This is a genomic window from Ensifer sp. R1-3 (genome assembly GCF_056739175.1).
The window spans coordinates 1,217,613-1,230,825 of record NZ_CP096515.1 but is presented as its reverse complement, the minus strand read 5'-3'; the positions used below and the strand labels follow the sequence as shown (position 1 = coordinate 1,230,825).

General features: G+C 61.0%; 9 protein-coding genes. 8 read left to right on the top strand and 1 reads right to left on the bottom strand.

All coding sequences use genetic code 11. From position 1 onward, the window contains the following. From exbD to exoR, 7 genes are all read left to right on the top strand, one after another. The gene (exbD, locus tag M1D43_RS05895) at positions 1-426 is read left to right on the top strand and encodes a TonB system transport protein ExbD (protein WP_010969268.1); all 426 of its coding nucleotides are present in this window, start codon (positions 1-3) and stop codon (positions 424-426) included. An 879-nt stretch (positions 427-1,305) separates the two neighbouring features. Further along, positions 1,306-1,965 carry a protein-L-isoaspartate O-methyltransferase family protein gene (locus M1D43_RS05890; RefSeq protein WP_010969269.1) on the top strand — a complete coding sequence of 220 codons (660 nt, stop codon included), beginning with the start codon at positions 1,306-1,308 and terminating at the stop codon, positions 1,963-1,965. 276 nt (positions 1,966-2,241) lie between these two features. Beyond that, on the top strand, positions 2,242-3,612 hold the full coding sequence (gene tolC / locus M1D43_RS05885) for an outer membrane channel protein TolC (protein WP_013844327.1): 1,371 nt from the start codon (positions 2,242-2,244) through the stop codon (positions 3,610-3,612). Between the two features lie 225 nt (positions 3,613-3,837). Further along, the gene (locus M1D43_RS05880; protein ID WP_153313540.1) at positions 3,838-4,593 is read left to right on the top strand and encodes a PopZ family protein; all 756 of its coding nucleotides are present in this window, start codon (positions 3,838-3,840) and stop codon (positions 4,591-4,593) included. 313 nt (positions 4,594-4,906) lie between these two features. Continuing rightward, positions 4,907-7,750 (top strand): valine--tRNA ligase, encoded by a 2,844-nt coding sequence (locus tag M1D43_RS05875; protein ID WP_153313541.1) that lies wholly within the window; start codon positions 4,907-4,909, stop codon positions 7,748-7,750. Positions 7,751-8,218: 468 nt separating this feature from the next. Then, a complete protein-coding gene (locus M1D43_RS05870) occupies positions 8,219-9,508 on the top strand; it encodes an OmpP1/FadL family transporter (RefSeq protein ID WP_010969273.1) in 1,290 nt (429 codons plus the stop codon). A gap of 370 nt (positions 9,509-9,878) precedes the next feature. After that, a complete protein-coding gene (gene exoR, locus M1D43_RS05865) occupies positions 9,879-10,685 on the top strand; it encodes a two-component system ChvIG regulator ExoR (protein WP_153313542.1) in 807 nt (268 codons plus the stop codon). A 58-nt stretch (positions 10,686-10,743) separates the two neighbouring features. On the opposite strand, the gene xth is transcribed toward exoR, so the two are convergent. Next, a complete protein-coding gene (gene xth, locus M1D43_RS05860; protein ID WP_153313543.1) occupies positions 10,744-11,535 on the bottom strand; it encodes an exodeoxyribonuclease III in 792 nt (263 codons plus the stop codon). A 207-nt stretch (positions 11,536-11,742) separates the two neighbouring features. On the opposite strand from xth, the gene M1D43_RS05855 reads away from it, so the two are divergent. Continuing rightward, positions 11,743-13,206, top strand: coding sequence for a phospholipase D-like domain-containing protein (locus tag M1D43_RS05855; RefSeq protein WP_153313544.1), 1,464 nt, complete (start codon positions 11,743-11,745; stop codon positions 13,204-13,206). Positions 13,207-13,213 lie beyond the last annotated feature (7 nt).

The following is a 13,213-nucleotide window of genomic DNA, read 5'->3' as shown; positions in this document are numbered from 1 at the left end:
ATGGCTGGAAGAATTTCCGAGAGCAGCGGCGATCTCGACGAGAACAGCGAGATCAACGTCACCCCCTTCATCGACGTCATGCTCGTGCTGCTCATCATCTTCATGGTGGCTGCGCCGCTCGCGACGGTCGACATGAAGGTCGATCTGCCGCAATCCGTGGCAAAGCCGACGCCGCGCGACGACAAGCCGGTCTTCGTGACGTTGAAGGCCGACCTCACGCTTGCCATCGGCAATGAAGAGGCGCCTCGCGAAGCTTTCGTTGCCGAACTCAACCGGATAACCGGCGGCAACACGGAAACACGCGTGCTCCTGCGCGCCGATCGGCTGGTCGACTACGGCGAACTGATGACGGTCATGAACCTCATTCAGAATGCCGGCTACGGCAAGATCGCACTCGTCGGCCTTGAGGCCGCACCCGCCCGCTAAGGCCTGTTGAGATTCGGGCAAACCGCAGCGGCTTGTTTGCTCTCCTCATCCCTGTGACGAGCACGATAAACGGCTAGACCTTCGCATGTCCAAAACGATGCCACGGCACTCCGGAGTGGCGGCATCTGTATTTCCAGCAGTGGCGAGGCTTGCGGATGGGTCCTTGGGATCAAACCCGTATGCGCTAACATTGGCATTAGCGGTCACCCGCCCCTCATCCGCCTGCCGGCACCTTCTCCCCGCAGGCGGGGAGAAGGGACAAGCGGCGCCAACTGAACCCCGCATTCACCGCCCGCCCGAGGGAGCGAGCGGGCGCGGCATATCCCTTCTCCCCGCCTGCGGGGAGAAGGTGGCGGCAGCCGGTTGAGGGGCAACCCCGACGGAGCGGGGTTGAGGCGGTTGGGTTCCCGAGGGATCCCTTTCATGAGCAGTATCCGCCGCACCGGCGCGCAAGAGATATGTGCATGCCGTAAGCCCGCATGCGGGGAGACGACAAGTGGTTTGACCTTCGCCTATGATCTCAACAGGCCTTAGAGAGCGGGATGAGGAGAAGGGAGTGCGGTTCCCCCACCGCATCCCGCGTCTCGGCAGGTTTCCTCATGTCCCGACCGCCGGTCCCGATGTGGGCTGGCGGTGCCTTTTTGCGTGCACAGATGCGCAGTCGCTTGAAACCGGCCGTGCGGCGATCTATGAGCTTTATGCATGCGTCCGAAAGCGCGGAGCGGTTTTGGGCCAACGACATGCACAGAGACAACAACCTAGGGCGCGTCGCATGCATACGATCGGTGCGTTGCGCTTCAGGCAACAGGCTGGCCGCCGCCGGACGCAAGATCGCACGGTCTTTCCGGCGCCGCGCCCATTCCGACACGAGGCAATATCATGAACTTCGAAGCAGCCCGCATCAAGATGGTGGACAATCAGATCCGGACCACGGATGTGACCTCCCATTCAGTCCTGTCTGCTTTCCTGTCGGTCCCGCGTGAGGAGTTCGTGCCTGCCAAGATGCGGGAGCTGGCCTATATCGACACCGATATCGAGCTCGTCGGCGGTTCCCAGCCGCGTTACCTGATGGAGCCGTCGCCGTTGGCAAAGCTCCTCCAGCTCGCGGAGATCTCCAAATCGGATCTGGTCCTCGAGATCGGCTGCGGGACAGGTTACGCCTCGGCCCTGCTTTCGCTTCTCGCCGGTTCCGTCGTGGCGCTGGAGAGCGACGAAGCCCTGGCCGCCACGGCCACGGCAACGCTGACACGCCTCGGTTACGACAACGTCGCCGTGGTGAGCGGCGATCTGACCAAGGGATATGCGGCGGAAGCGCCCTATGACGTCATCTTCATCGACGGTGCCGTCGAGATGCTCCCTGCCGAGCTGTTCGAGCAGCTTCGCGACGGCGGCCGGCTCGTGGCCGTGGAAGGTTTTGGTAACGCATCTCGTGCGAAACTTTACGTGCGCGAATCGGGCATGACGTCCGAGCGAGCTGACTTCAACACCGCCGTGAAGCCGCTTCCCGGCTTCCGCCGCGACCGTTCTTTTGTTTTTTGATGTGCCTCTTATTGAGGTAGCTCAACATATGAGTGCTGAAGCTAAAACTGCAATGTTGCCAATCGGCAACGTATTATTTGTTTCTTTTTGAAATGGCCGTGTAGAGGGTCGGTGCGCAGTTGTCGTAGAACCGAATCCGGAGTTCAAAAGAGCCTGGAAGCGGTGATTTGCCCGCCATGGGTGGCGCTGGGCTTCACTGCAGTGTTTGTGCAGGCCGCCAAACGGTCTGCTGAAAAATGCGGGGTGGCGACGCTGCCCCGATTGATCGGAGGGAAGATGGTGTCGATTGTCCGCAAAGCAGCCTTGTGGGCGGCTGTCTCGACCAGTGTGCTGCTCGCGCCCCACGCCGTTCTCGCGGAGACGATTTTCGGGGCGATGGCCAAGGCCTATGCGAACAACCCGGATCTCAACGCCGCTCGCGCCGGCCTGCGCGCGACCGACGAAGGGGTGCCGATTGCGAAGGCCGGCTACCGGCCGCAGATTTCCGCGTCGGCGACTGGAACGCTAACGCGGCTGGACCAGGAAAAGAGCCGTGCGCAGGACCTTCACGCAGGACAGGTCGGCATCTCCATCACGCAGACGATCTTCGATGGATTTCAGACATTGAACAATGTCAGGGCGGCCCAAGCGGACGTGTTTTCGAGCCGCGAGACGCTGAAGGCCAATGAGATTCAGATCCTTCTTTCGGCCGCGCAATCCTATGCGAACATAGCCCGCGATCAGCAGGTCGTTTCCATTCGCCGGCAGAACCTCGCCTTCCTTCGGGAACAGTTGAGCGCCGCACAGGCCCGCCTCGAAGTGGGCGAAGGCACGCGGACGGATGTGAGCCAGGCGGAAGCCGAACTCGCCAACGCACAGTCGCTGCTCGTCGCGGCAATCGCGCAGCTGAAGCAGAGCGAAGCGGTCTATGTGCAGATCGTCGGCGCAGCGCCGACCGGCATCAGACAGCCCGGACCGGCCACGAAGGCCATGCCGAGGTCCCTCGATCAGGCCGTTGCGACGGGGCTGCGGGAGAACCCGCAAATCCTGGCGGCGCAATATGCCGTCGATTCGGCCGGTTACCAGGTGAAATCGGCGGAAGGCACGATGCTGCCGGGCGTCGTTCTCCAGGGCGCCGTGACCCGCAACACCGGTAATGCCGGTCAAGGCCTCGACGATACCACCGCGAGCGTCACGGCTCGCCTCGAAGTTCCGATCTATCAGGGCGGTGCCGAATACGGACAGATTCGTCAGGCGAAGGAAATCCTGGGGCAGCAGCGAATCCTCGTCGACTCGGCGCGGGCCTCGGTGCAGCAGACGGTCGTCTCGGCCCACGCGCAGCTCGAATCCGCACTCGCCAGAATCAAGGCCAGCCGGTCGCAGATCGCCGCCGCCAATCTGGCGCTCGAAGGCGTTGTGGAAGAACGCAAGGTCGGTCAGCGCACCACCCTCGACGTTCTCATTTCGCAGCAGGACGTTCTGGACGCGCAGGAGTCGTTGGCCGGAGCGCAGCGCGACGCCGTGGTTGCAAGCTACGCCTTGCTCGCCGCAATGGGCCACCTGACCGTCAGGAGCCAGGGCCTGCAGGTGGCCGAGTATCGGGCCGAGGAACATTACGAGGCCGTTAAGGACAAGTGGTTCGGCCTGCGCACCGTCGACGGGCGCTAAGCGGCCCTCAGCCAATTCGACACAGAACGCCGCGTGCCCTGAGGGCCGCGGCGTTTTGTGTTAGAGCGCAAGTGCCGTTGCCCCTGCCGAAAAAAACAAATCTGTGCAAGAATTTACCGAGCTGATTCGCGGCGTTTGTTTCGTCGGCGAACTCACTTAAGGTTTGTTCGAATCGGCACACGGAGGGCTTTTTTCCGTGTTCGTCCGCAGCAAACGGGGATTGAAATGGCGCAGCTCAACGTCGCACGTGAACCTTCGATGGATGAGATTCTGGCATCCATTCGCAAGATCATAGAGAGTAACGAGCCTGGTCCGGCCGGAACCTCCGCGCGGCAGACGTTCGAGGACGACGCCGGCGACGATATCGAACTGTCGATAGATTCGGAGATCGAAGCGGATGCGTTCGGATCCGTCGAGGACCAGTTTTCCTCGGTCAGGACGTCACCATCCGCAGTCGACACCCGTACCAACGCGCCGGTATCGCCGTCTGCGCCGCTTTCGCTTGCCGATGTCGCGGCAAGGGTGAGGGCAGCTTCGGAGCGGCAGGCGGTGCATACGGTTCCGAGGGATCAAGCAGGAGCCGAGGAGGCGCGGTCGCCAGCGGATAGCCCGGCGATGATGTCCCGCATCGCTGCTTTCCCCTCGTCGGCCATTCCGGCGAGTGCGGCCGCGAACGCCGAGTCGGCTCCCGTGGCCGGGGATGTGTCGGCGGCCGCGCATGCGACGGACTCGGACGAGGCGACGGCGCCGGAAAGCACGCCTGGAACGATCGTTTCCCCGGCTGTCAGCCGGCAGGTCGCGCGCGCCTTCGACGAGTTGGCACATGCCGTCGAGAACGGACCCCGGCGTTCGTTCGACGAGATCGCCGAGGCGATGCTGCGTCCGATGTTGCAGGAATGGCTGGACGACAACTTGCCGACATTGGTCGAAAGACTGGTGCGCGAAGAGATCGAGCGCGTTGCGCGCGGGCCCCGGCGCTGACGTAAACGGCAGACAGGCAGGAATTGCTTCTGCCGTCGTGGCAATCCCGGAAAAATCGCTGCGCACTTTTCCCGAAAGCGATTTTGACCTGCGCACTTCCGAGCGAAAACCGTTACACACTTTTCCTGGAAGTGCTCTAAGTCTTTGAACCTGCGCACTTCCGGACGGAAAACCGTTACACACTTTTCCTGGAAGTGCTCTAAGATGGAAGCCGCAAGCACGATGGCTGCGGCTTTTTCCCCGTTCAGGTTGACTTGCCCCGGGCCTTCCGGTTTACAAACGCTGACATCAATCTCCAGAAATCGGCCAAAGAATGCTTGATAAAACCTACGATTCCGCAGCGGTAGAACCGAAGATCGCCAAGGCCTGGGACGAAGCGGATGCCTTCCGCGCCGGTGTCAACGCGAAGCCGGACGCGGAGACCTTCACGATCGTGATCCCGCCGCCGAACGTGACGGGTTCGCTGCACATGGGTCACGCGCTGAACAACACGCTGCAGGACATCATGGTCCGCTTCGAGCGCATGCGCGGCAAGGATGTGCTCTGGCAGCCGGGTATGGATCATGCGGGTATCGCGACCCAGATGGTCGTCGAGCGCCAGCTCATGGAACGTCAGCTTCCGAGCCGCCGCGACATGGGCCGCGAGGCCTTCATAGAGAGGGTCTGGGAGTGGAAGGCCGAGTCCGGGGGCCTGATCTTCAATCAATTGAAGCGGCTCGGCGCCTCCTGCGACTGGTCGCGCGAGCGCTTCACGATGGACGAGGGCCTGTCCGAGGCGGTTATCGAGGTCTTCGTCAGCCTTTACAAGGAAGGCCTCATCTATCGCGACACCCGTCTGGTCAACTGGGACCCGAAGCTGCAGACCGCGATTTCCGACATCGAGGTCGAGCCGGTCGAGGTCAACGGCCATCTCTGGCATCTGCGCTACCCGCTCGAAGAGGGCGTGACCTATCAGCATCCTGTCGCCTTCGATGAGGACGGCAATGCGACGGAATGGGAGACGCGCGACTATCTCGTCGTCGCGACCACGCGTCCGGAAACCATGCTCGGCGACACCGGCGTTGCCGTGCACCCGGATGACGTCCGCTACAGAGGCATCGTCGGCAAGCATGTCATCCTGCCGATCGTCGGGCGCCGCATCCCGATCGTCGCCGACGAGTATCCGGATCCGACGACCGGCACCGGCGCGGTAAAGATGACGCCTGCCCATGACTTCAACGATTTCGACGTCGGCAAGCGCCAAGGACTGAGGCAGGTCAACGTTCTCACGGCAGACGGCCGGATAACGATCAAGAACAATGAGGATTTCCTCGAAGGTCTCGACCATCCGGCGGCGCTCCATGGCGCCTGGGACCGGCTGGAAGGCAAGGATCGCTTCGAAGCCCGCAAGCTGATCGTCGAGATGCTTGAAGAGGCCGGCCTCGTGGATCATATCGAGCCCCACAAGCACATGGTGCCCCATGGCGACCGCGGCGGCGTGCCGATCGAGCCGCGCCTGACCGAGCAATGGTATGTCGACGCCAAGACTTTGGCGAAGCCGGCGATTGCGGCGGTCAAGGAAGGCAGGACGAACTTCGTCCCGAAGAACTGGGAAAAGACCTATTTCGAATGGATGGAGAACATTCAGCCCTGGTGCATTTCCCGCCAGCTCTGGTGGGGCCATCAGATTCCCGCCTGGTACGGTCCCGATGGGCAGATCTTCGTTGAGCGAAACGAGGAGGAAGCGCTGCATGCGGCGATCCAGCACTACATCGCCCATGAAGGACCGATGAAGGCCTATGTCGAAGACCTGCTCGAAAACTTCAAGCCGGGTGAGATCCTGACACGCGACGAGGACGTCCTCGACACCTGGTTCTCCTCGGCGCTCTGGCCCTTCTCGACGCTCGGTTGGCCGAAGGAGACGCCCGAGCTCGACAAATACTATCAGACCGATGTGCTGGTAACCGGTTTCGACATCATCTTCTTCTGGGTCGCCCGGATGATGATGATGGGCCTTCATTTCATGAAGGATGCGGACGGCACGCCAGTCGAGCCGTTCCATACGGTTTATGTCCATGCGCTCGTCCGTGACAAGAACGGGCAGAAGATGTCGAAGTCCAAGGGCAACGTCATCGATCCGCTGGAGCTGATAGACGAATACGGCGCCGACGCATTGCGCTTCACGCTGGCGATCATGGCGGCTCAGGGGCGCGACGTGAAGCTCGACCCGGCCCGGATAGCAGGCTACCGCAACTTCGGAACCAAGCTGTGGAATGCGACCCGCTTTGCCGAGATGAACGGGGCAATAAGCAGCGAAGGCTTCATCCCCGAGGCCGCGTCGCTGACGATCAACCGCTGGATCCTGACGGAACTGTCGCGCACCATTCGTGACGTGAGCGAGGCGATCGAGGATTACCGCTTCAACGAAGCGGCGGGAGCCCTTTACCGCTTCGTCTGGAACCAGTTCTGCGACTGGTATCTCGAACTCCTGAAGCCTGTCTTCAACGGCGACGACGAGGCGGCCAAGCGCGAGTCCCAGGCCTGCACGGCCTATGTCCTGGATGAGATCTATAAGCTGCTGCATCCGTTCATGCCCTTCATGACGGAAGAGCTTTGGGAAAAGACGACCGGTCCCGGGCGAGAGCGTACGACGCTCCTTTGTCATGCCGAATGGCCTGCCGCCTTCTATGCGGATGACGCGGCCGCGGACGAAATCAACTGGCTGATCGACCTCGTCTCCGGCATTCGTTCGGTTCGCGCCGAAATGAACGTCCCTCCGGCGGCGATGGCACCACTGGTCATCGTTGGGGCGAAGGCGCTGACGAGCGAGCGGCTCGACAGGCACGCCTCCGCGATCAAGCGTCTGGCGAGGGTGGAGAACATCGAGCACGCGTCAGTGGCGCCCCGCGGCAGCGCTCAGATCGTGGTCGGCGAAGCGACGGCTTGCCTTCCGCTCGGCAGTCTCATCGATCTCGCGGCCGAAAAGTTGCGCCTGGAAAAGGCCATCGCAAAGGTCGACGTCGAGCGGGAGCGAATCCTCGGCAAGCTCGCCAACGAAAAATTCGTCGCCAATGCCAAGCCTGAACTGGTCGAGGCCGAGCGCGAGCGGCTGGTCGAACTCGACCTGCAAAGAGAATCGCTCGGCGTTGCTTTGTCCCGCGTTTCGGAAGCGGGCTGAAGCTTCATCGCCCCGGCAGGTTCGCGGTGAAATGGAATCCGCGGCAGCAATGCCGCGGATTTTCTAATTTCTCGCCCGTGCCGCGAATCGGATGCTTGGTCACTGCGCGAGGTAATGAGGTGGGGGCGGCCGACAATGCACGCTTAGGTTTTACGTGCCGGCGTTTCAATAGTGCTCCGCAAGGGTTTCGCGTAAAAAGCCATGTTGTTGTTCAAGCGTCACACACGCCGCCTTAAATAGAAATTAGTTCCTCCGGGTGATCAAAATCCTGGCCTTAAAGGAATGAAATTCTACTGGAGTTCGAATTGTGGCGAGAAATGGGAATTCTTACGTAAATCCGGTGACCGTGCCCGCCGGGCCTTTCCCGGGGTTTGCAGTTTGCCATTTCACGCAATCGTGAGGATACTTCCCTCAAGCGCGGCATCGAGCTGGGTGGTCGCATGATTTGGAATGCAGGGGAGGAGCTTGATGGCTCGAATTGGATTGAAGCAGGGTATTCTGGCTGCGGTTGCCGGAATGCTCGTGGCCTCGGCTGCGCAGGCGGGAGGGCTTGAACGCAGCGGCTATAATATCGATCTCTTGTTCGACCCGTCGGACTATGCGGCAGAAGCGACGGCGACCTATGTCAATCCGCAGCGTAAGCTGAAGAATGTAGAGGATACGGATACCGCCGATACGGACATACTCGGCGGGACATTCGGTGGCGGAAACCTGAATTATCGTCCAAGCACCGCGGACGACACCGAGAGCTATTGGGCGCCCCGCATCGGCATTAAGGCTGCCTTGGGTGACAGTATTGACTGTATGGCGGACTACTCGCAGCCTTGGGGCGCCCACACCAACCCCGGCAAAAACTGGGCCGGTGCCAACAACAACATCGAGACGAAGGTGGAGAGCGACAACTATGCGGCCACCTGTTCCTATAAGTGGCAAATGGGACCCGGCTATTTCCGTGTTATTGGCGGTGGGTTCTATCAGGAAGTGGGAGGCTTTAAAGAACGGCTCGTGCAGGATTACACCTTCGCGCCGTTTCCGTTTTCAACCTTTTCCGGCGTCGGTCGTCTCGAGCTGGAAGATAGCGGATGGGGCTGGCGCACCGGCGTCGCGTACGAAATTCCCGAATATGCGATGCGGGCGAGCTTAGTTTATAACAGTGCTGTGGATCTGGATGATCTTTCGGGCTTCATCGATCTGCGTCAGCTTGCGTTTCCGAACCCTTTTCCGGTTGGTCCTCGGGTGATCACCGGCACCAAATATGACGTTCAGGGTTCGGCCTCGATGCCGGATTCGCTTGAACTCAAGGTTCAATCGGGCATTGCCCCCGGCTGGTTGGCGTTTGGCTCCATCAAATGGACCGATTGGAGTCAGCTGCAGGTTGTAACATTCTGCCCTGCGACGATATCGCCTACTACGCCGTGCACCAGCCTCGACCTCCTTTACCGGGACGGTTGGACGGTTACCGGCGGCATCGGCCACAAGTTCAACGATCAGTGGAGCGGTGCAGTCAGCCTCACCTGGGATCGTGGAACAAGCCAGGGATACGGCGCGCAGACCGATACCTGGACGCTCGGCACAGGTGTTTCCTATACGCCGACCGAAAATGTGGAAATCCGTCTCGCCGGTGTCGTCGGAATCCTGACCAGCGGCAGTTCAGGGCCGGTTGATTTCGAAGGACAAACAATTGGCGGTGACGTCTCCTACGACTTCGGCAATGACTTCGTCGGGGCCATCTCAACCTCTCTGAAGGTCAGGTTCTGACCTCTCGGCAATTACTCCAAAAGGCCCGGTCTCCCCGGGCCTTTTTTGTGTCTGGTAACCACGCTTATAAGCGGTTGTGAATGTGACGATTCAGCAACACATTTCCTGCTACGGTTTGCTACTATCCGGGCCGGGTCGATTATGTCCATTTCCCGCCACAAAATGAGAGCAGCGATATAGGGACGAAGGCTAGTCGAGTTCCATGCCCGCGTTGAGGTGAAGTGAGTTTGTGTGCCGTCATGATATTCCGTAGCAATTGGCCTCAGGCACGCAGCCGGAGCACCGGTGGGCGCAGGAGCCAGTGCGTACAGCATCTTCGCGACGGTGATGGGGTCGGCGTGGCCGGCTCGAACGAAAGAAACTGATTGTTATGCGCGCGGGTGAATTGAAGTCGCTTAGGGTTGCGGTGCTTGGCATGTCGCTGGCGGTTGGCGCAGCCGCGGCCGGGCCAGCACGGGCTTTCGATCCCGGAGCCGGCGTGACCAAGGAGTCAGGCCCCTTCGCGCTCTTCAAGTTCGGTTTTTCCGCCTACAAGAGCGGCCGGAAAGACGAAGCGGTCGAGGCCTACCGCTATGCGGCCGAAAAGGGGCACACGGGCTCTCGCTGGGCGCTCGCGAATATGTACGCCTATGGCGATGGTGTCGCGGAGAACGATCTCGAAGCCTTCAAGATCTACAGCGAAATTGCGCAACAGGGCGTCGAGCCCGGCTCGGAAGATACCGGCTACTTCGTCAATGCATTGATTTCGCTTGCCGGCTACTACCGGCGCGGCATTCCCGATACCCCGGTAAGGTCCGACCTGTCGCAGGCCAGGCAGTTGTATTTCCAGGCGGCCTCCACTTTCGGCGTGGCGGAAGCGCAATTTCAGCTCGCGCGCATGCTGCTTTCGGGCGAGGGCGGAAGCGTCAATGTCCAGCAGGCCAAGAAATGGCTGAACCGGGCGCGCAAGAATGGTCATGCCGGCGCCATGGGCGTTTTCGGCAACGTCATTTTCCAGGAAGGTCAGACTGCTCGCGGTCTCGCATACATGACGGCGGCGCTCGGCCAATGTTCCCCCAAGGACCGGCCCTGGCTCCAGGCCATGCAGGAACAGGCGTTCTCGCTCGCCACCGAAGACGACCGCCGGGTAGCGATAACGATGTCCCAGAACATGCATCTGCAGAACGACGACGATTGAGGTCCCGCGTGGCCTGACCCGAGGATGGCGACCTTAGGGCAGGGAAGGTCGGCTCGCCTCAGGCCGTCTCGAACGCGAATTCAGCCGTTACGGGCACATGGTCGGACGGCTTTTCCCAGGCCCGGACGTGCTTTTCGATAGAGGTCGACACGAGCTTGTCTGCCGCCTCCGGCGACAGCATCAGGTGATCGATGCGGATGCCGAAATTCTTCTGCCAGCAGCCGGCCTGATAATCCCAGAATGAATAGAGCGGCGCCTCGTCGGAGGTCGCGCGCACCGCGTCGGTGAAGCCAAGGTTGCGCAGCCGCCGAAAGGCGGCACGTGTCTCCGGCAGGTAGAGAGCGTCGTTCCGCCAGACCTTTACGTCCCAGCAGTCGTGCGCCTCCGGAATGACGTTGTAGTCGCCGGCCAGGATGAGCGGTTCCTCGAGGACGAGCCTCTGTTCCGCAAAGGCGGCCAGGCGCCGCATCCATGCGAGCTTGTAGGAGTATTTTTCCGTCTCTACCGGATTTCCGTTGGGCAGATAGAGGCAGCAGACCCGAAGGGCTCCGCCATTGACGGAGAACACGCCTTCGATGAAGCGCGACTGTTCGTCGGCGGTGTCTCCCGGCAATCCGCGATTGATCTCGTCCGGTCTCACCTTGGAGAGCAGGGCGACGCCATTGAAGCCTTTCTGTCCATGCGTCTCCACATGGTAGCCGAGCGCCTCGATCTCGCCTCTCGGAAATGTTTCGTCGACGGATTTGATCTCCTGCAGACAGGCGATGTCGGGGTTCGATTCCCTCAGCCAGCCAACGAGGCCGTCGAGACGCGCTTTGACGCCATTGATGTTCCATGTGGCAATCTTCATTGGGCAGCCTTGCATCTCACGAGATTTGAGTCCGTTCGGTCGGTTCGTTCTAGCCGCTGGAAATTCTTTTGACAAATCCGGGACCCGCCACATGGGTCCGGATCAGGCGGCCGCCGTTCCGGCGCATCTTCCGCTTCTTCCCCGCGCTAGATTTCACCCTTAAGTAGCCGAATTGATTCCGCACCGCGTCCGTCTATAGTCCCGCGCATGATCGCGTTCATAGAGAGTTACTGGCCGCATTTTCTGGCGCTGCTTTCGGTCGTCCTCGGCGTCCCGGCAATCATCCATGCGGCGATGACGAAAGACGATGTGCGGGCGGCCGCCGGCTGGGTCGGGGTTGTGCTGCTCTCACCGGTCATCGGTGCGGTCATCTACGCGGTTGCCGGCATCAATCGGATGCGCCGCTCGTCTATCGGCTTGCAGCGCTCGCTGCTGCGCTCGACCGAGCGGGACCCTTTCGGGCGCTTCGATGTCACGCATGATCAGGTGGTGGCCCGTTTCGGGCAGCGTTTCGCGGCAATGAAGATGCTTGGAGACCGGGTTGCGCGCTTCACGATGTCGGCGGGAAACCACATCACCATGCTCGAGGGCGGCGACGCGGTCTATGCGGCGATGCTCGACGAGATCTCCTCCGCCCGTCGCAGCATTCTCATCGAGAGCTATATTTTCGACCGCGATCCCATCGGCATGCGGTTCGCCGATGCCCTGATCGCCGCAGTGAAACGCGGCGTCGCCGTGCGCGTCCTGATCGATGCCGTGGGTGCGCGCTATTCCGTGCCGTCCATTGTGGGCTATCTGAAGGAAGGAGGCGTGCCGACCGCCGTCTTCAACGGCAATATCATCATGGGCCTGAGGCTGCCCTATGCCAATCTCAGGACACACCGCAAGATCATGGTTGTCGACGGCGCGGTCGCTTTCGCCGGCGGCATGAACATCCGCGTGGGCTTCGCCGCTGAAATCGCAGGCAAGGCTGCTTCTTTCGACACGCATTTCCGCGTGACCGGACCCGTTGTCGCCGATATCTTTCAGGTTGCCGCGGAAGACTGGCAGTTTTCGAGCAAGGAGATACTGGCAGGCGAGGGCTGGCGGCTCGCCGACCTTCCGGCGGAGCCGGACGGGCGATCGGTGCTGATGCGGGCCGTTCCCTCAGGTCCTGACAATACCAACGAGACGAATCACAAGATGCTTATGGGCGCCTTTTCGATGGCGCGAAAACATATCCGGTTGATGTCGCCCTATTTCCTGCCCGACAAGGAATTGGTCAGCGCGCTCGTGACGGCGGCGAGGAAGGGCGTCGAAGTCGACATCGTCGTGCCCTCCGTCAACAATCTGACACTCGTCGACCGCGCTATGACGGCACAGTTCGACCAGGTGCTGAAAGGTCATTGCCGCGTCTGGCGGGCAAAGGGCGCCTTCAACCATTCCAAGCTGATGGTCATCGACGATCGCTGGGCCTATGTCGGTTCGACCAATCTCGATCCCCGCTCCCTGCGCCTCAATTTCGAGTTCGACCTCGAAATACTCGACGAAGCCTTCGCACGCGCAATCGGCGAAAAGGTCCGTGCCATACGCGCGGCCGCGGATGAAGTGACCCTTGCAGGGCTCCGCGCGCAGCCGCTCGTAAACCGTCTGGCAAACCGATTGCTCTGGCTCGGATCGCCCTACCTTTAGCTGTGGC